This is a genomic window from Paenibacillus beijingensis (assembly GCF_000961095.1).
Classification (GTDB): domain Bacteria; phylum Bacillota; class Bacilli; order Paenibacillales; family Paenibacillaceae; genus Paenibacillus_O; species Paenibacillus_O beijingensis.
The window spans coordinates 3,252,818-3,271,760 of sequence record NZ_CP011058.1; the positions used below are offsets into that span (position 1 = coordinate 3,252,818).

Genomic DNA, 18,943 nt, shown 5'->3' on the forward strand with positions numbered 1-18,943 from the left:
CAAGCATATTCCATTCATGCACGCTGACATTGAAGGAATATAGAATGGGATAAAATCGGGTGCTTATAAAAAAAGAAGGGGAACGAGCAGCGTCAAGTATATAAACAAATAACGCTGTGTCCTGAACGTGACCCGAAACCCGAGCCGGCTGCGGCTTTTCTCGGCGGACAGCGGAACGCTGCGCTCCATCATCGGTTTCTTCGCCTCCCTTTTACGAAAATTTGAAAAAAGACGGGGCGCCCGCTATTGCCGGCAGCCCGCCTGTCTGCACAGATGAGAACATTATTTTTTATCTGCGGCCGCCCAATAGTCGTCATAGAGCTTTTGGGTTTTGGCAATGAGGTCCTTGAACGCTTTCTCGACAGGGACTTTGTTGATGACGACTTCATTGGCCGCATCGGCGATCAGCTGGCGCTCAGCCGTTTCATCGACAAAGAAGTGGCCATGGCTGTATTCCAGCTGCTTGATGAATGGACCCAGTTTATCGTCGTTCAAATATTTATCCTGCAGGGCAACTTCCTTCTGTGCCGGCAGCTCGCCGACCTTGTCGATCCACCGTTCCTGTACTTCTTTGCTGGTCAGAAACTTCAGGAACTCCGTTGCGGCCTCCAGCTTATCTCCCGATACGTTCGCCGGAATGGCATTTGCCCAGAACGAGGCAGGTGCCGACTTTGTTTTGTAAGCCGGGAGCGGCGCCACTCCATAGTTGAGGTCCGGAGCATCGCTCTTAAACGAACTGATGGAGAAGGAACCGCCGACATTGGTTGCGGCATGGCCCGTTTTGAAGGCGTTGACGTCATCCTGGTAGAAGCCGTTGATGCCGACTTTATGCTTAACGGCAAAGTCGATCAGGTACCGGAAGGCTTCCAGTCCTTCCGGGGAATCCCACAGCACCTTACGGCGGTCTTCGCTCAGATCCTGTGCGCCGGCCTGATACAGCAAGCCGTCGCGGAACCAGTGATGGAGCTGGTTACCCGGTTCCCATGCAAAACCTTCGATTTCAAACTCGCCTTTGCTGTTAACCTTGGTCAGCTTCTTTGCAGTATCGACCAGCTCATTCCAAGTGGTTGGAGGAGCTGCGATATTTGCCTTGGCGTACAGGTCTTTGTTGTAGAACAGGGCAAGCGTGCGGACGGCGGTTGGAATCGCGTAGTATTTGCCGTCAAGCTTAGCCGTTTCCACAACGGGGAAGTACTTGCTTTCAATCTCCGAGGCCGGGAATGCGCTCTCCGGAAGCGGCTGCAGGTAACCTGCGGCATAATATTTCGGCAGCCAGCCGTAGTACAGATTGATAATATCCGGGCCTTTGCCGGCCGGTACAAGCGTTGCTACCTTTTGGTTATATTGGTCGATAGGGAAGTTGGTTTGCTTAACCGTAATGTTCGGATGCTGCGCTTGGAATTCCTTGATCAGCTCGTCGATCAGTTCAACCTTGGCCGGAAACTGGTATTGCCAGTATTCAATCGTAACCGGCTTTTTGTCCGCTGCTGCCGTCTCGGGAGCCTTATCGTCCGTTGCGGAGCCCGCATTCGTGCTTTTCACTGCGGTATTGCCGCTTGCCGGGGCATTATTGTCAGAACCGGAGCCGCATCCGGCAAGGAGGGCTGTGCCTGCCAGCACGCCGGCAAGCAATATTTTGGAAGACGATGAATAGTTCACTAGGACTCGCTCCTGTCAATTAGATAATAGGGAATGGCTATTTAAGAGCGTTCGAAACGGGCGCTGCGTTAAAATTCAACACCCGGCGGGCGTTGTTGCCGAAGATGGACTCAATGTCCGTCTCGCTGAATCTCAGCTCGCGGCAGACGCGCACCTGATCCTGCAAATACCGGTACGGATAACCGCGCGGGAATCCGCTCGCATCGGTGCCGAAGATGATGCGTTCCGGACCGATCAATTCGTACGTTTTTCGAAACAAAATTTCCAGATTCAACTCATACGGCATCCAGCGCACCCACTGGTTGGAACCGGAAGTGTCGATGTAGACATTTGGGCAGCTCCAGCACAAATGCAGCAGCTCCTGGAAGTAGCCGGCGCCGAAGTGCGGGATAATGAATGGGATGTCGGGATATTCCCGGGCCGTATTGAAAATGGACAACGGATTGATATTCGGGTGGTGAACGATGCCGCCGGCGTGTCCGAGCATGCCGAAGTGAATGAGGACGGGAAGGCGGCGCTGCGCCAGAAACGTCCAGACCGGCGCGAGGGCCGGATCGTCGAAAGCGGTCTGCGTAAGCGGCCCGAACAGCTTGTAGCCTTTCAGTCCAAGCTCGTCGACCGCTCTGCGCAGCTCTTCCGCGGCATTGTCGTTCTCGATGGAATGATAGGCGAAGCCGGTAAATCGATCCGGATATTTGGCAATTTGCTCCGCCAAATTATCGTTATCCAGTGCGGTGAGAAAGTTAAGTCCGCCGATATTGTATTTGTCCAGCTCGGCCGCCCAGCGGTCGATGAGCGGCAGCGTATTGTCCGCCGCGCTTGAATCGGGGGCCGGGAAGTCCCACGTCAGCCGCATTCGTTCGCTCCGCTCCTTGCCGTAGCGGGCGACGAGCTCATGAATCTGCCGGTTGGAGAGAGCCAAACGGTACGGAAGATGAGCGTGTATATCAAACACTTGGAAACCGCTGTTTTTAAACACGGCACATTCTCCTTTCGGGTTTTTATAGCGGTGAAAAAAGTCGGTCAGAGCATATGCTGTCCGCTTGTGTTACGAGTTTGCAGTCCAGCCGGCGAGCGTCTCGTCGAGTCCGGATAAAGAGCGCTCGATGGAACCGGTCTTTCGCTCCGCCCACTGCTGCAGGTCTTCGAGCCTTCGCTCCTGCTCCTGAAGCGCACGTCCGATTTCAGCAGGCGCAGGACCGCCCCGTACGCTGCGGATGCGGACAAAGTGAATCGGATCGAGCGCCAGCCGCAGCTCGCTTTCCTTTAATTGAAGCGGCCTGCCGATGATGCCGGCGGCCGCTTCGTTTACGAGGCCGAGCGTCAAGCGGTCGACGGAAGCTCCCTGTGCGGTCAATTCCGAGACGGCGCGGCTGACGATGGCATGAGCGGTCCGGAAAGAGAGCCGTTCCGCGCGGACGAGCGTATCGGCCAGCTCGGTAACGGGAGCGAAGCTGCGGCGTGCCCGCTCCAGCAGCACATCCGCGTTCACGTCCAGCGACTCGATTACCCGGGTGAGCAGCCGGTAGACGGCCTCCAGCGAAGCCGCGCTTTTCCAGGCATACGGCTGCATATCGTCCTCCGTATCGACAATATCGCCGAACGGCGTATTGTGGATCATCGACAGCACGGTTCCGGCATCGCCGGCGCATGCCGAGAGCAGGGAACGCATATGCTCGATGGAAACCGGGTTTCGTTTTTGCGGCATGATCGAGCTGACTTGCACATACGGGTCCGCCACTCGCAAAACGGCGAACTCCTGGGTGCACCAGAGCAGCAGATCCTGGATGAACCTCCCCAGATTAACCGCCGCCAGCTGGACGGCAGCCGCCGCTTCGCCGGCGTAATCGGCTCCGCTGACCGCGTCATAGGAATTCTCGACCAAGCCGTCGAAGGCAAGCAGCTCCGCCGCGCGCTCGCGGCTGACCGCAAAGCCCGACGTCGCTAAGGCTGCCGCCCCGAGACTGCTGCGGTTGCAGCCGGCAAATGCCGTCCGCAGCCGCCGGATATCCCGCTCCAGCGAATCGCTCACCGCCGCAATATAGTGGGCGAGCGTCGTCGGCTGCGCCTGCTGCGTATGCGTATGGGCGACCATAACCGTCTCCCGGTGGCGCCAGGCGAACGCGCGCAGGCTGCGGTGAAGGAGCAGCGCGGAGCGGATCGCATTCAGCAGCTTCTCCCGCAGAACGATCCGGTAGATGGCGATCCCCATGTCGTTGCGGCTGCGGGCCAAGTGCAAATTTCCGGCCGCGTCACCGGCCAGGGCGAGCAGCTCGTGCTCCACTTCAAAAAACAGGTCTTCGAACTGTCCGGTGTAAGCGCTGCGGCGCAATCTGTCCAGATCGAGCGTTTGAATCGCCGCTGCAATCCGCAGCCCTTCCTCTCCGGGGATCAAGCCTTGTTCCGCAAGCATGATCAGATGCGCTTTGTTGACGGCCATCATGGGCGACAAAAGCTCGTTTTTCGCCTGAATGTAGGCGGGTTCCAGCACCACTTCGGCGTATGTTTTACCCGGGAAGTTTGTTCCTTCCTTGATGACGGATTCCTGATGGGACTGCTGCAAAAAATAACCCCCTAAAGTTTTTGCGAAGCAAAAACACTTCGAAAGCATAAGCTTAGTTTTTGCGGAGCAAAACCGCTTCGTAAGCATGTGCTTCGAAAAAGGTGCCCCGGGAACGAAAAAAACCGGAGATCCGTCGCAGGGCAACGGTCTCCGGTTGGTCCGGTAGAGTTGGTCCATAGAATAGGCGATAAGCCTTAAACATACTATTCCACTTGGAATATGTGTATTACCATATCATGGATTTCTTTGTTCTTCAAGAGGAACATGCATGGCATCGTTTGAACCAATTACAGGAAAAAGCAGGCGCTATTTCGGCGTATTTAATGAAGTTATTTTTACGCCATCAAGGAAATGGCGCGGCCGAATTGATTTTTTTAATCGATGAATAGAAAAATTGAATGATCCGGTACAGTCCAGACGTACTAGCGGTATGACGTTTCGGACTTGAAATTCGGGGGCAACAGCGCTTCCTGGCGGGCCGATGCGAAAAAAATGGCCGATTAAATTTATTTTGTCCCGCTTTTCATTGACGCGGGGTTCCTTTCATCTTTATAATTTCAGATGGGCATAAAACGTTTACGTAATCCTTTATATTATTTACACGCTCTGAAACGGGCACTGGGAGGAATTATAATGGCTACAGTTTATACGATCGGCGAAGCGCTGATTGATTTTATTCCCGCTGAAAAAGGCGTTGCTCTGAAAGATGTAAGCGGATTCGAAAAACAGGCCGGCGGCGCTCCGATGAACGTCGCCTGCGCCGTCACTAAGCTCGGCGGCAAGAGCGCCTTTATCGGCAAGCTGGGCGTGGACGCATTCGGCGATCACTTGCTGGAAACGATGGGCGAAATCGGCGTGGATACGAGCCTCGTCGTGCGTACGAAAGAGGCGAACACCGCTCTGGCATTCGTCAGCCTGCAGGCCGACGGAAACCGGCAGTTCTCGTTCTATCGCAATCCGAGCGCGGACATGCTTCTCTCGGAGGATGAAATCGACGCGAGACTGTTCAGCACCGGCGACATTCTTCATTACTGCTCCGTCGATCTGATCGAAGCGCCGGTTAAATATGCGCATCGCAAAGCGATTGCTGCCGCCAGCGCGGCCGGATGCGTTGTCAGCTTCGATCCGAACGTGCGGCTGCCGCTCTGGTCGGACGAGGAGGAGTGCCGCAGGACGATTCTCGAATTTTTGCCGCTGAGCGATATTGTGAAGATCAGCGACGAAGAGCTGGCGTTCATTACCGGCATTGAAGACGAAGCTGAAGCGATTCAGTCGTTGTTTACCGGCCGCGTGGGCCACGTGATTTATACGAAGGGATCGAAGGGCGCCGTATGGTATACGCGCGAGTTCAGCGCGGAAGCGCCGGGACTGCGCGTCGAAGCGATCGATACGACGGGCGCGGGAGACGCGTTTATCGGTTCGCTGCTTTTCCAAGTGCATCGGGCAGGGGGCGCCGAGGGGCTGGCGTCGTTAACCGAGCAATCCGCGCTCGAGTTTCTCTCGTTCGCCAATGCGGCGGCCGCCATTACGACGACGCGCCGCGGAGCCGTATCGTCGCTGCCGACGCTCGAAGAAGCGGAAGAAATGCTCGCCAAGGCATAAGCACAGCGACACTTCGGCACGATATTGCCGTCATCATGCCATATAAACAAAGAAGCATCCGAATCCACCTCTGCAAGCAAGTGGACTTGGATGCTTCTTTTCGTACTGGACTTGCTCCGGCTGCAGGTTTCGTTTAATTGCAAATAAATACGAATCGATTACGCTTGTAAACGAATAATAAGGTATTACCGAATTTTAGTCGATAAGATTAGATCACTCAACCATTGTTCATAGCCGAAAAGTATTGCTATAATGAGAGATAAACTGACATTATGACAGGTACGTTATTGATCTATTATTCAGGGGGCTTGCAGTATGCATCTTACTGTGGAACAGGCAATGTCAGTTTACCCGCTTTCCGAAGGAAGGCTGATTGCCGGCTTAAAGGGGAAACACCGAATCGTCAAATCCGTGAATGTAATGGACGCTCCAGATATATGGGACTGGATAAAAGAAGGCGAAATGCTGCTTACGACCGCTTATTTGATCAAAGATCATCCCGAGGACGGGAAGCAGCTGCTGCACAAGCTCAACCAGCGCGGATCTTCGGGGCTCGGAATCAAGCTCGGCCGTTTCTGGGACGACATTCCCGAATCGCTCGCGGCGGAGGCGGACGCGCTCGGATTTCCGCTCATTCAGCTGCCGTACCAGTTCACATTTTCGGATATGATGAACGGGTTGTTCAAAGCCGAAATGCAGCGCAGCATGAGCGCGCTGCAGGAGGTGCTCGAGAAGCAGAAGCGGCTGATGCGGTTCGCGCTTCAGCCGGAGCAATTGCGCCAGTTGTTTGACGCCGTTACGGAAGTGATCGGCTACCCGCTTGCGGTCGTAGGCCCCCGCGGCAAAATGGTTTACAACGCTACCGAAGTGGGAGACGCCCAGCTGCTGCAGGGCTGGCCATGGAGCAATCGACATCAATGGATTAAAGGACGGGATTGGCAGGCGTTCAGGGTGCCGCTGCTCAAAGGGACGGAATGCACGGGATTTGTCTACTTTTTCTCCGGGGAAGCGCTGTTTACCACCATTGAGGAAGGATTGTTCCATCAGGCGGCGGAACTGCTGGCCTACCAGATGAATTTCAGCTATCAGGATCCGTTCGAACGGATGCTGTACCGCGATCTGGGCGCGTTGATCAAGCGTTACTTAAACAGCGGCTTGTCGGCTGCGGAGCTGGCGGATTATGCGGACAAGCTGGACATTAAGCTGTTTCGGGAGCCGTACCAGTGCGTGCTGACCGATGTGACCGGACAGCCGGGCGAGACGGCAAGAACCGCCAATCTGGAACGGCTGAAAGAAGAGTATGCCAGCCATCCGGCCATTCATGAGCTGGGCGGAATCCACGTGATCATGGATGAAGGGCTGCTTTCGGTGTTTCCCGCCGACTCGCGGGCCGAGAAGCTGCCGGATCATTTGAGCGCGTGCTTTAACAGTCTGAAGCCCCTGGGCGATCTGGCGCCCAAAGCGGCGATCAGCACTCGGCAGGAAGGCGAAGAGCGGCTTGCGGCCAGTTTCTCGGAAGTGAAGGAAACGCTGCGGCTGGCCGTGAAGATGGGCATTGCCGACACCGTTGTGGAGAGCAAGACGCTGGAGTTCGCCTACTTGTTCGAGCAGGTGTCCAAGGAGAGAATGAACATGTACTGCGAGAAGGTGCTTACCGGCCTGTTGAGCAAGGACCCCGAGTACAGCCAGGATATGCTGCGGACGCTGGAAGTATATTTGGACAACGACGGCCAGCTGAGCGAGACGGCCAAAAAGCTGTTCGTGCACCGCAACACCGCTTCATACCGGATCGAGAAAATAAGCGAGGCGCTTGAAGTGGATTTGAAAAAGGTCGACGACCTGCTGCGCCTGAAGTTAGTGTTCCTGTTCCGGCGCATGATGGGGCGCGGCGAATAGCTTTGCGGGAACAGATCGGCTTCCTGGAGAGAGGAAAAGAGAGGGATGGTCGAATGGATGGAAGAGCAGGCGATTATTTGCAGAGCGGCAGCGTAAAGGTGGCCGGCATTTATATGGCGGCCGGAAGCAGCAGGCGAATGGGAGAGCCGAAGCTGAACATCGAGCTGGGGGCCGGAATGCCGCTGGGTGCCGCGGCGCTGCGGGCGGTTGCCCGGTGCGGTGTCGACCGGCTTATTGTCGTCGTCCGGGAGGACGACTCGCTGCGGTGGCTGCCTCCGAAGCAGGACGGGCCCGGGCCGCAGCCGGAAATAGCCGTTTGTCCGGAAGCGCATTTAGGGATGTCGTATTCGCTGCGCCGCGGTTTGAGCGCCGCCCGCGCAGGCGGAGCGGGCGCGGTGCTGGTCGTGCTCGGGGATCAGCCGTTCGTTGACGCGCCGCTGCTCACGCGGCTTATCGAGCGCTACCGGCTCGCCCCCGGGCTGGATTATGTGGCATGCGGCAACGGAGGCGCCGCGATGCCGCCGGCCCTTATGGCCCACACGATGTTTGCGGCGATGGACAAGCTGGAAGGGGACAAGGGCGCACGCGGATTGTTTGCCGACCCTCATTACAAAGGCGACATTATCGAAGTGCCGGACAGGGCGGTCTTTCTGGACGCCGATACGGAAGAAGATATGCGGGAAATCCGCCTTCATTGGGTACAGCTGCATGAGCAGGCCTAATGAAGGCTTTTACATGCGTATAATTGACATGAATGTAACATCAAATTTCTGGAACTTGAGCTAAAAATCAACCCTTTTCACGGATTTCGTGCACCGCGCACAAAAACAATGATAGATTTTATCGTGCCAGCCAATTGTTTGTTAACTTTATTGACCGAATTGCGTGATGAAACGTATAGTTGACATACAAGCTTAGATTAGACAGATGCGATTCTCAATATTTTAAGGGGGAAGAGTATGAAGAACAGGGTCATGTCATTCAAAATCGGAATTGTACTGTTGGCGGCGCTGATGCTGGTGCTGTCGGGATGTTCCAGTTCGGGCAATTCGGGCAAAACGAGCGAAGCGGGAACTAATGGCAGCGGAAGCGGCACGGAAGAGAAGGCTTCGGACACCGGAACGGCCGGCAAAGGCATTGCCAATCCGCGCGTCGCGTTCGTATACATCGGACCTCCGGGTGACGGGGGCTGGACTTTCCAGCACGATCAAGGCAAAAAGTACATGGAAGAAAAGCTTGGCATTAAAGCCGACTCGGTCGAAAACGTTCCGGAGAGCGCGGATGCGGAGCGGATTATTACGGAACTGGCGCAAAACCATGATATCATTTTTACGACGAGCTTCGGCTACGGCGACTTTACGCTGAACGTGGCGAAGAAGTTCCCGAATGTCGTTTTTGAACATACGGCCGGATACAAAACGGCCGACAACATGAGCACATACTTCGGTAAAAACTGGGAAGCGAGCTATCTCTCGGGCATTGCGGCCGGCAAAATGACGAAGAAAAACGTCCTCGGCTACGTCGGAGCGTTCCCGATTCCGGAAGTCATTTATAACATTAACGCTTACACACTCGGGGCGCAAAGCGTCAACCCCGATGTAAAAGTCAATGTCGTATGGACGAATACATGGTACGATCCGACGACGGAACGGCAAGCGGCAGTCAGCCTTCTCGACAAAGGCGCGGACGTGCTGATGGCGTACCAGGATTCGCCGGCGACGCTGCAGGCGGCGGCCGAAAGAGGCGCCTTCGCAGGCGGCAACGACTCCGACATGAACAAATACGCGCCGGACAACTACATTACGAACCCGATCTGGAACTGGGGACCTTATTACGCGGAAGTCGTGCAAGCGGTCAAAGACGGCACGTGGAAGAGCCAGCAGTACATGGGCGACATGAAGGGCGGCATGGTCGATATCGCGCCGATGGGGGCGAAAGTGCCGGACGACGTGAAGAAGCTGGTGGAAGACGCCAAGCAGCAAATTCTCGAAGGCAAGCTGGACGTGTTCAACGGTCCGATCAGCGACCAATCGGGAGCGGTCAAGGTTGAACAAGGCAAAGCGATGACGCTGGATGAAATTCTGAACACGAACTGGTTTGTAAAAGGAGTAGAAGGAACGATTCCCAAGTAATGGAAGCCTGACATAGCGATGACGGCGGCAGATCCCTTGGTTTCAAGGGGTCTGTTGTTTTAAAAAACTCGTGCGAAGCTTGGACACTTCTCAAACCCCCTTAAAGGAGGCGCTTTTTCGTGCAGCGAGAGATTGCGGTTGATATGCGGGGAATCGTCAAACGGTTCGGCCCGGTCACGGCCAACGATCATGTTGACTTTCAGGCGGAAGCCGGTGAAATACACGCCCTGTTAGGAGAGAACGGGGCCGGTAAAAGCACGATGATGTGCATGCTCTCCGGCGTTTACCGGGCGAATGAAGGCGATATTTACATTCGCGGCCAGAAGGCGCGCATCCGCTCCCCGAAGGATGCTTCACAGCTTGGAATCGGCATGGTATTCCAAAATTTCCGTCTCGTGCAAACGCTGACGGCGACCGAAAACCTCATTCTCGGCGAACGGTCTTCGTTCTGGCGCGGCAGCGGCTGGATGAAAAAGAAACAGCAGGAAATACGCGATCTGGCGGAGCATTTCGGCTTGACGTTTCCGGTGGACCGTCCGATCTGGCAGCTCTCGGTCGGCGAGCAGCAGCGGGTGGAAATCGTAAAGACGCTTTACCGAGGAGCGGAAATTATTATCTTGGACGAACCGACGTCCGTGCTCACGCCGGCCGAAGCGGACCAGCTGTTCGAGACGCTGAAGCTGATGAAGCAGGAAGGCAAAACCGTCATTATGACGACACATAAGCTGAAGGAAGTCATGGCCGCCGCAGACCGGATATCGGTCATGCGCAAAGGCCGGATGATCGCGGTGAAGTCGATCAAGGAGACGAGCGAGCGCGAAATCGCGCAGCTGATGATCGGCAAGGAAATCGTGCTGGAGCGCAAGGAAAGGGAAGCCGCCGGAACGAAGCCGCTGCTTGAGGTTCGCGGTCTGGACGTTTATGCCGATCAAGGGCGCAAAGCGCTGAACCAGCTGAATCTCGAAGTGAAAGAGGGAGAGATTGTCGGCGTCGCCGGCGTGGCGGGCAACGGACAGAAAGAACTGGCGGAGGTGCTGAACGGCCTGCGGGAGTGGAAGCAAGGTTCCATTGTGTTTGGCGGGCAGGAGTGGAAGAAAGCGACGGTCCGCGGCGCGATCGAAGCGGGCATCTCCCATATTCCCGAAAACCGGATGAAAAGCGGGCTTGCCGGAAGTCTCGGCGTGACCGACAATTTGCTCGCGAAATCTTACCGGGGCAAAGAACGATCCAGCTTCGGCTTCTTGCGCTCGGCCGGAAACCGAGCCTGGTCGCAGCAGCTGGTGGAACAGTTCGACGTCAAGACTCCGGGTCTGGATACGCCGGTGAGGCAATTGTCCGGCGGCAATCAGCAGAAGCTGCTGTTCGCCCGGGAGATCACGCATAACCCGAAGCTGATGGTGGCCGTTCACCCGACGCAGGGGCTTGATGTCGGGGCGACCGACGGCGTTCACCGTCTGCTGATGGATTTGCGGGCGGCCGGCAGCGGCGTGCTGCTGATATCGGAGGACTTGGAAGAAATCATGCAGCTGTCGGACCGCATCCTGGTCATTTTCAATGGTCGCTTTATCGGGGAAATGAGCCATGACGAAGCGGATACGGAGCGGATCGGCCTGATGATGGCCGGGATTAACGAAGGCAAGGGGGCTGCTGTATGAGCCGTAGAAATTCTGTCGAAGCGGTACCGCTTGAGCCGGCCGCCGAAACTGCGGGCGGGGTCCGGCCGGAGCGCAAACCGCGGTTTGCATTCCGCTTTGAGCTCGATCCTTCTTCAAAGGCGGCTCCATGGTGGACGCCGATCGCGTCGGTTATCGCCGCGCTTGTCGTGTGCGGCATCTTCATCGGCGCCAACGGCATGAACCCGATTACCGTCTACGCCAAAATGCTGAGCGGCGCATTCGGTTCGTCATTCGGGCTGACCGAAACGCTTGTTAAAGCGATTCCGCTTCTGCTCTGCGGGCTGGGCGTCGCCATCGCTTATAAAATTGCGGTCTGGAACATCGGGGCCGAAGGACAGTTCGCTGTCGGCGCCGTCGCGGCTACGGCGGTTACGATATATTTTCCCGAAATGCCGATGTGGGCCACGATTCCGCTTATGATCGCGTTCAGCGTCGTGGCGGGCGGTATATGGGGGCTGTTCACAGCGATCCCGAGAACGTATTTTCAAGTTAACGAACTCATCTCGTCGCTCATGCTCAATTATGTGGGATTGCTGCTTCTGGACTATCTCGTATTCGGCCCGTGGCGCGACCCGAAGGGCTTCAACTTCCCGGGAACGCCGATGTTCTCGGACGCGCAGTCGCTTCCGCTCATCGGCGATACGCGGCTTCATCTCGGCATCGTATTCGCCCTGATCGCGGTCGTGCTGTACGCGCTCACGATCCGCTACACGCGCTGGGGTTACGAGCTGCGGCTGATCGGCGCCAATACGGACGCCGCGCATAATGCCGGCATCAATATTAAACGCCACATTTTGATCGTGATGGCGATCAGCGGCGGTCTGGCCGGCCTGGCGGGCATGACCGAGGTGGCAGGCGTAGCGCACCGTCTCTCGTACGGCATTTCGCCGGGTTACGGTTATACGGCCATTATTGTCGCCTGGCTGGCAAAGCTGCACCCGGTCGGGCTTCTGGTCGCTTCGTTCCTGTTCGGCGGATTGATCGTCGGCGGCTACAGCGTCCAGACGATCGGTCTCCCGTCGGCCATCTCCGAGATGATTCAAGGGGCAATCCTGTTCTTCCTTATTGCGGGCGACATGGCCGCCAAATTCCGGCTTCGCCGCAGCGCGTAAGCAACATTCGCAAAAACTTTAGGAGGCGGTTTTCGCAATGGATTTCACCTTGCAACTGATCGTCGCGGCCATCTCGTCGGGGACGCCGCTGCTCATCGCGACGCTGGGCGGCATTTTGAACGAACGCGCCGGCATTATTCAGCTCGGTACGGAAGGAATTATGCTGATGGGAGCGGTGACGGCTTGCATTACCTATCTGCATACCGGAAGCTTTGTGCTTACGGTTCTTGCCGTATTCGCCGTTTCGGCCGTGCTCGGATTCGTGCACGCGTTTATGACCGTCTCGCTGCGTGCGAACCACATTGTGAGCGGGCTTGCGCTCACGCTGTTCGGAGCCGGTCTTTCCGCATACATCGGCAAGCCGATCAGCGGAACGCCGCTGCCAGCGACGCTGCCGAAGCTGAACTTGACTTTTCTGGACGGCATTCCGGTAATCGGCGATATTTTCGGCCATTTGGACATATTGACCTGGTTCAGCTTCTTGCTTGTTGCGGCGATGCATTTCTTCATTCATCGCACGTCATGGGGGCTGCATCTGCGGGCGATCGGCGACAATCCCGCGACCGCGGACGTTATGGGCATCCGCGTACAGCTGTTCCGTTACGGCTACGTTGTTATCGGGGCGATGCTGATCGGTCTCGCGGGGGCTGATCTGCTGCTCGTAAACTCGCCGAGCTGGAACGAAGGCATGACGGCAGGACGCGGCTGGATCGCTGTAGCGCTCATCATTTTTGCCCGTTGGAATCCGTTCCGCGCGCTGCTGTGCGCTTACTTCTTCGGGGCGCTCGATACGCTCGGCTTCCGCATCCAGCTTACGGGAAGCGAAATTCCGTCCTATTTCCTGAAAATGATTCCGTACATCGTGACGATTCTCGTCCTGATGTTTCTCGGCTGGCGCAACAAAAACAAGCCTTCCGGTTCTCCCGAAGCGCTCGGCAACCCGTATATCCGCGAGCAGCGCTTCTAGAAGAACGATCCTGAAAAACCGTTACCATTAAAGGTTGTTCTCCGATGCTAACGGAAGCAGTGGACGTTATTCAGCTCATATTGTTCGATTAGAAAATCTAACGGAAGTATCGGACCTTATTTCTGTTTTTCGGTCTGAAAATAGACCATTTTAAACCGATTAAGAGCTGTGAGTTCCGTTAGATATCCAAATGGGTTCATAAATGCAAAATAAGAGCACTGAGTTCCGTAAGATCATCGGAAGGTTTTTCGGAGCGATCTACTGGAAAGCAGTTTCGTCCATATGCACAATCGTTTTAAGTATTCCGATATGCAGTTCTTCATAAGTATTTCCAAATGCAATCGAAATTAATAGTTAAATAAAACACTTTAACAAGAAAGGGAGGATGCAGGATGTTCGCATTTGGGACTCATCAGAAATCAGAAGTATTAAGGCCGGTGAATCTTGATGAGGCCCTGCAGTGGAGAAGGGCGTACAGCGGCGATGCCGTCTACATCTCCGGCGGCACACTGCTGAGGGCGCAGTGGGAAAACGAAAGCGCGTTTATGCCGCCGCAGCTGATCGATTTGCGCGGCATTGCAGGAATGAGCGGCATTGAGGAGCGGGAGGGCGCAATCCATATTGGAGCCCAAACGATTCTTGCCGCTTGCCGGCAGCACCCGCTGCTGCAGCAGTATGCTCCCGCGCTTATGGAGGCGGTTCGCGGCATCGCCGCTCCTTCCATCCGAAATCTTGCCACCATCGGCGGCAATGTCGTTTCGGCTACCGGCGATTGCTTGCCGGCGCTTCTCGTCTACGGGGCTGATCTTGTTTGGTACGATGAGACGGGTATGTTTACGGAGCCGCTTCTTGAATGGCTTCGGATCAGAGGGTCCGGCATGATGACGTCGGAGAGGATTCTTACCGCTGTCCGGATTCCGATCCGGGCGCAGCAGAGCGAGTCAAAGCCGATTCATTTCTATCAGAAAGTCGGCCGCCGCGAAGCTTTTACACCGTCGGTTGCTACGATATCGGTATATGCGGCCGTCGGGAAAGACGGCGTGCTGAGCGATGTCCGCATCGCGGGTGGGGGCGGAGCCACCTTTGCGCACCGGCTCACTGCCGCAGAGAAGCTTTGCGAAGGGGCGCGCCTTGGAGATGCAGCGCTGCCGCCCGCCGTGTTTAAAGCGGTCATGAATCAGTTTCAGGCTTTCGGCGACGCATTCGCAAGCGCCGAATATCGTGTGAAAACGGCGGCCAATCTGGCCGCTTCGGCAGTATGGACAAACGGAAAAAGCCGATAAGTTAGCTTGCAGTCGTCAGCCAACCTTATCGTTAAATACAATGAATTAAACAGAGAAGATTCGGGAGAAGAGAATATGATTGGGAGGGATCACATTGTCGAAAATACTCAATCGGACAACAAGCGGCGGCAGATGGCGTAAGCGGCCGGACGGACCGGATAAAGTGGGCGGTAGGCTGGAGTATCTGACCGACATGACCGTACCCGGCATGCTCGTCGGACGGGTGCTGCGGAGCAGCCACCCTCACGCCCGGATCCGCTCGATCAACACGGCTAAGGCGCTCGGCCTTGCGGGCGTGCGCGCCGTTATTACGCATCAGGATGTTCCGGGGCTGAACCGCTTCGGCATCGCTTTTCCGCATCAGCCTGTTTTTTGCAGCGATGTGGCTCGCTATATGGGAGACGCCATTGCAGCCGTTGCCGCAGACAGCGACGATATTGCCGAGCAGGCGCTTCGCCTGATCGAGGTCGATTATGAACCGCTGCCGGTGCTCAGCGATCCGGCTCTTGCGCTGAACGGGGATGCTCCGCTTCTTCACGAAGACGGCAATTTGCTGCACCGGTCGGAATACAAGTCCGGCAGTCCGGACGAAGGCTTCGCGAAGTGCACTCATATTATAGAAAATACGTATTTCACTCCGCGTCAAATGCATACGTACATGGAGACGGAGGGCGGCTTGTTCATCCCTGAGGCGAATGGGAATCTGACCGTATATTCGGCTACCCAGCACGGCCTGATGGACCGGATGCAGCTGTCGCGCATTCTTGCCAAGGCCGAGAACGAAATCCGCGTCATCTCCAGCCCGATCGGCGGCTCCTTCGGAGGCAAAGACGAGCTGAACGTTCAACCGTACGGCGCGCTGCTTGCGCTTAAGACGGGACAGCCCGTGCGCATTCACAATTCCAGAATGGAATCCATCCGCGCGGGGCTGAAGCGCCATCCGATGCGGATTACGATGAAGACGGGGATAGACGCGGAAGGCAAACTGATCGCCCACCGCGTCCATGTGCTTTCGGATACGGGTGCGTATGCGACGCTTGGCGCTGAGGTGCTGAACTTCGCGGTCGAGCACGTCATCGGACCTTACCTTTATGAGCATGTGGAAGTCGAAGGCGTATCCGTTTATACAAACAACGGCGTTTCCGGCGAGTTCCGCGGGTTCGGCGGCAACCAGGCCATCTTTGCACTGGAAGGTCAAATGGACCGGCTGGCGGATGCGATCGGAATGGATCCGTGGGAATTCCGGGCGCTCAACCTCCGCCGCAGCGGCGATCCCGGCCCGCTCGGCCAGCCGATCGTACAAACCGACGGTGCGAAGCAGGTATGGGAGGCACTCGCAAACAGCGCGCTCTGGAAGGAGAAGCAGATATGCATCGGAACCGCATCGTCATCTGACGAGCCGTGGATCCGAACCGGTATCGGGGCCGCCATTACGATGCACGGCGCCGGACTCGGTTACGGCATTCCCGATCCGGCCGGCGGCATCATCCGGCTGGCGTCCGACGGGAAGATTGAAGCCGTATTCGGATATGAGGAATTCGGCCAGGGACTTATCGCCACGCTGGAGCAGATGCTGATGGAGCAGTTCGGGTTTGCGCCGGAAGACATCCGGATCATCATCGGCGACACCGATGTCGTGCCGGACAGCGGCTCCAGCACCGCTTCGCGGGCGACAAGCATGATGTGGATGGCGCTGAAGCGGCTGCATCCGGACGTGAATGCCGCGCTCAAGGCTTCTGCAGCTGCTATAGCGGGCGAAGCTGCAGACCGGCTGACTGTCGGCGCCGGCGGCATATGGAAGGATGGACAGCTGCTGCTGACATACGGCGAGCTGGCCGCCAAACATGAGGGCGAGCCGATCAGCTGCTCCACGACGTTCAGCTACCCGACCACATCGGAAAAAAGGGTAGGCGCCCACTTCCTGTACACTTATGCCGCCGCAGCGGTCAAGGTGGAAGTAAACACGCTTACCGGGCGCGTCCGGGTCGTAGACCAGTATCAGGCGATTGCGGCCGGACCGGTCGCCAATCCGCAAGGGTATTTGGGACAAATTGAAGGCGGCGGCGCAATGGCGCTCGGCTTCACGCTCTCGGAGGATGCCGTCATGGATACGGGCAGCCGTTACCGGACGCTCAATATGGACACGTACCTCGTTCCGACCATTGCCGATCAGAGCGATGTTACGGTGGAAGCGATCGAAGATTTGCCGGAAGGCGACAGCTACGGTCCCCGCGGAGTCGGCGAGATCGGTTCGGTTACGCTGGCGCCCGCCATTTGCGCAGCCGTTTATGAAGCGGTCGGCATTCGGGTGCAGAAGCTGCCGATTGAGCCGGAAATGATTCAGCAAATGCCATTTTTGACAGAAGAGGCGGTGAGCAAGGATGATCAACAAACCGAATACCAGCACGGATAAGCAGGAAACAAGCGCATCTGTGGCGGCAACCGAGGTGACCCCATCCAAGCAAACGGCTGAGTACGAACTGAAATGCGAAATTAACGGTGTGCCGGTGTCAACGGCAACCGAGCCTTCGCGTCGATTGCTGCACATTCTTCGCGACGATTTGGGGCTGACGGGAACGAAGCGGTCGTGCGAGATCGGCCGCTGCGGTGCATGCATGGTGCTGATGGACGGCAAACCGGTCAATTCGTGTCTGACGATGGCCTACCAATGCGAAGGGGCCAGCATTACGACCATTGAAGGGCTGACCGACGCGAGATCGGAGAGGATTAAGGAAGCTTTCCTGCAAGAAGGCGGCTTCCAGTGCGGATATTGCACGCCGGGCATGGTCGTCTCGACCAAGGCGCTGCTGGATGACAATCCGTGCCCGGGTCGGGCGGAGATCGAAGAAGGATTAAGCGGCAATATTTGCCGCTGCACCGGCTACGGCGGTATCGTCAGGGCGGTATGCCGGGCAGCGGAACTGGAGGGTGAGGAACGTGGGCAATAACATCGGCGGATTTGACCATCTTTTTTACTTGCGGCGGGCGATCGAGATTTCCAAGGCTGCCCGGGCAGCCGGCAATACGCCGTTCGGCAGCCTGCTCGTCGACAAGGAAGGCAATATTTTGCTGGAGCAGGGTAACATCGAAATTACCGAATCGAACTGTACCGGCCATGCGGAGACGACGCTGATGGAAGCGGCCTCCAAGAAGTACTCCAAAGCTTTTTTGTGGGACTGCACGCTGTACACGTCCGTCGAACCTTGTGCGATGTGCGCCGGCTCCATCTACTGGGGCAACGTCGGCAGTGTCGTTTACGGCATGTCGGAAAAAAAATTGCTGGAGATTACCGGCAGCAACGAACAAAATCCGTCGTTTGACTTACCATGCCGCGAAGTGTTCGCAAGAGGCCAGAAGCCGGTAACGGTGATCGGTCCTTTTCCCGAAATCGTGGATGAGGTAATCGCGGCACATGAGGGGTATTGGACATGACGATCACATTGAAGCAGTTGAATGAAATGAGCAAGGAGCAGTTTGCGGAAGCGCTCGGCAGCATTTTCGAGCATTCGCCGTGGGTGGCGGAGGCGGCGCACGGCAGCGGGCCGTTCGCCTCGGTGGAGGAGCTGCACAGCAGGATGGTCGAGGCGGCCAAGAACGCGCCGGAGGAAAAGGTGCTGGCGCTGCTGCGGTCGCATCCGGATTTGGCGACGAGGCTGGCGATGACCGATTATTCCGTTTCCGAGCAAAAAGGGGCGGGCCTCGACCAGCTCAGCCCGGAGGAGTTCGAAACGTTTTCGTCGCTTAACCGCGAATATGTCGGGAAGTTCGGGTTCCCGTTTATTTTGGCGGTGCGCGGCAAAAACAAGGACGACATCCTGGCGTCGCTGCGGCAGCGGATTCACTACGACCGGGCGCAGGAATGGAACGAGGCGCTCGCCCAAATCGCGCGCATCACCGGCTTCAGGCTTGCAGATCTCGTCCAGGCGTAACGGTACCAAGGACAGAACCTGCAAGTTGGAACGGGCGGCATGGCGCTTTATAATGAAAAAGGCAAAGTCCTTACGGGCAGCGACATTACTTTTTTTGTCCAGAATGTGAATGGCCGCCGCTTAA

16 protein-coding genes are annotated in these 18,943 nt (G+C 56.6%); 12 read left to right on the plus strand and 4 right to left on the minus strand.

Annotation, left to right across the window (positions count from 1 at the left end; genetic code table 11):
• Positions 1 to 63: 63 nt before the first annotated feature.
• The 4 genes from VN24_RS28455 to argH all read right to left on the minus strand — a co-directional run bounded on the left by VN24_RS28455 (position 64) and on the right by argH (position 4,222).
• On the minus strand, positions 64 to 192 hold the full coding sequence (locus VN24_RS28455; RefSeq protein WP_274520371.1) for a hypothetical protein: 129 nt from the start codon (positions 190 to 192) through the stop codon (positions 64 to 66).
• 90 nt (positions 193 to 282) lie between these two features.
• Positions 283 to 1,659, minus strand: coding sequence for a sugar ABC transporter substrate-binding protein (locus VN24_RS14695; RefSeq protein WP_045671008.1), 1,377 nt, complete (start codon positions 1,657 to 1,659; stop codon positions 283 to 285).
• A gap of 37 nt (positions 1,660 to 1,696) precedes the next feature.
• Complete coding sequence (locus VN24_RS14700; RefSeq protein ID WP_045671009.1) at positions 1,697 to 2,638, minus strand: amidohydrolase family protein; 942 nt, start codon at positions 2,636 to 2,638, stop codon at positions 1,697 to 1,699.
• A gap of 69 nt (positions 2,639 to 2,707) precedes the next feature.
• On the minus strand, positions 2,708 to 4,222 hold the full coding sequence (gene argH / locus VN24_RS14705) for an argininosuccinate lyase (RefSeq protein ID WP_238590696.1): 1,515 nt from the start codon (positions 4,220 to 4,222) through the stop codon (positions 2,708 to 2,710).
• A gap of 633 nt (positions 4,223 to 4,855) precedes the next feature.
• Here argH and VN24_RS14710 point away from each other — a divergent pair.
• From VN24_RS14710 to uraD, 12 genes are all read left to right on the plus strand, one after another.
• Positions 4,856 to 5,824 carry a PfkB family carbohydrate kinase gene (locus VN24_RS14710; RefSeq protein WP_045671010.1) on the plus strand — a complete coding sequence of 323 codons (969 nt, stop codon included), beginning with the start codon at positions 4,856 to 4,858 and terminating at the stop codon, positions 5,822 to 5,824.
• 315 nt (positions 5,825 to 6,139) lie between these two features.
• The gene (locus tag VN24_RS14715; RefSeq protein ID WP_045671011.1) at positions 6,140 to 7,720 is read left to right on the plus strand and encodes a PucR family transcriptional regulator; all 1,581 of its coding nucleotides are present in this window, start codon (positions 6,140 to 6,142) and stop codon (positions 7,718 to 7,720) included.
• A 53-nt stretch (positions 7,721 to 7,773) separates the two neighbouring features.
• Positions 7,774 to 8,442 carry a nucleotidyltransferase family protein gene (locus tag VN24_RS14720; protein WP_052702969.1) on the plus strand — a complete coding sequence of 223 codons (669 nt, stop codon included), beginning with the start codon at positions 7,774 to 7,776 and terminating at the stop codon, positions 8,440 to 8,442.
• Between the two features lie 237 nt (positions 8,443 to 8,679).
• Complete coding sequence (locus VN24_RS14725; protein WP_045671012.1) at positions 8,680 to 9,852, plus strand: BMP family ABC transporter substrate-binding protein; 1,173 nt, start codon at positions 8,680 to 8,682, stop codon at positions 9,850 to 9,852.
• A 119-nt stretch (positions 9,853 to 9,971) separates the two neighbouring features.
• Positions 9,972 to 11,507 (plus strand): ABC transporter ATP-binding protein, encoded by a 1,536-nt coding sequence (locus VN24_RS14730; protein WP_338012179.1) that lies wholly within the window; start codon positions 9,972 to 9,974, stop codon positions 11,505 to 11,507.
• The gene (locus tag VN24_RS14735) at positions 11,504 to 12,640 is read left to right on the plus strand and encodes an ABC transporter permease (RefSeq protein ID WP_045671013.1); all 1,137 of its coding nucleotides are present in this window, start codon (positions 11,504 to 11,506) and stop codon (positions 12,638 to 12,640) included. The genes VN24_RS14730 and VN24_RS14735 overlap by 4 nt, the downstream gene beginning before the upstream one ends.
• A gap of 37 nt (positions 12,641 to 12,677) precedes the next feature.
• A complete protein-coding gene (locus VN24_RS14740) occupies positions 12,678 to 13,607 on the plus strand; it encodes an ABC transporter permease (protein ID WP_045671014.1) in 930 nt (309 codons plus the stop codon).
• Positions 13,608 to 13,999: 392 nt separating this feature from the next.
• Positions 14,000 to 14,890, plus strand: coding sequence for an FAD binding domain-containing protein (locus VN24_RS14745; protein ID WP_045671015.1), 891 nt, complete (start codon positions 14,000 to 14,002; stop codon positions 14,888 to 14,890).
• Between the two features lie 94 nt (positions 14,891 to 14,984).
• Entirely contained in the window at positions 14,985 to 17,303 is a 2,319-nt protein-coding gene (gene pucD, locus VN24_RS14750; RefSeq protein ID WP_238590697.1) for a xanthine dehydrogenase subunit D, read from the plus strand.
• Positions 17,272 to 17,838 carry a (2Fe-2S)-binding protein gene (locus tag VN24_RS14755; protein WP_082083778.1) on the plus strand — a complete coding sequence of 189 codons (567 nt, stop codon included), beginning with the start codon at positions 17,272 to 17,274 and terminating at the stop codon, positions 17,836 to 17,838. Before pucD ends, VN24_RS14755 begins: the two co-directional genes overlap by 32 nt.
• Positions 17,828 to 18,322 (plus strand): nucleoside deaminase, encoded by a 495-nt coding sequence (locus VN24_RS14760; protein ID WP_238590698.1) that lies wholly within the window; start codon positions 17,828 to 17,830, stop codon positions 18,320 to 18,322. The genes VN24_RS14755 and VN24_RS14760 overlap by 11 nt, the downstream gene beginning before the upstream one ends.
• The gene (gene uraD, locus VN24_RS14765; protein ID WP_193790072.1) at positions 18,319 to 18,819 is read left to right on the plus strand and encodes a 2-oxo-4-hydroxy-4-carboxy-5-ureidoimidazoline decarboxylase; all 501 of its coding nucleotides are present in this window, start codon (positions 18,319 to 18,321) and stop codon (positions 18,817 to 18,819) included. The genes VN24_RS14760 and uraD overlap by 4 nt, the downstream gene beginning before the upstream one ends.
• Positions 18,820 to 18,943: the final 124 nt, after the last annotated feature.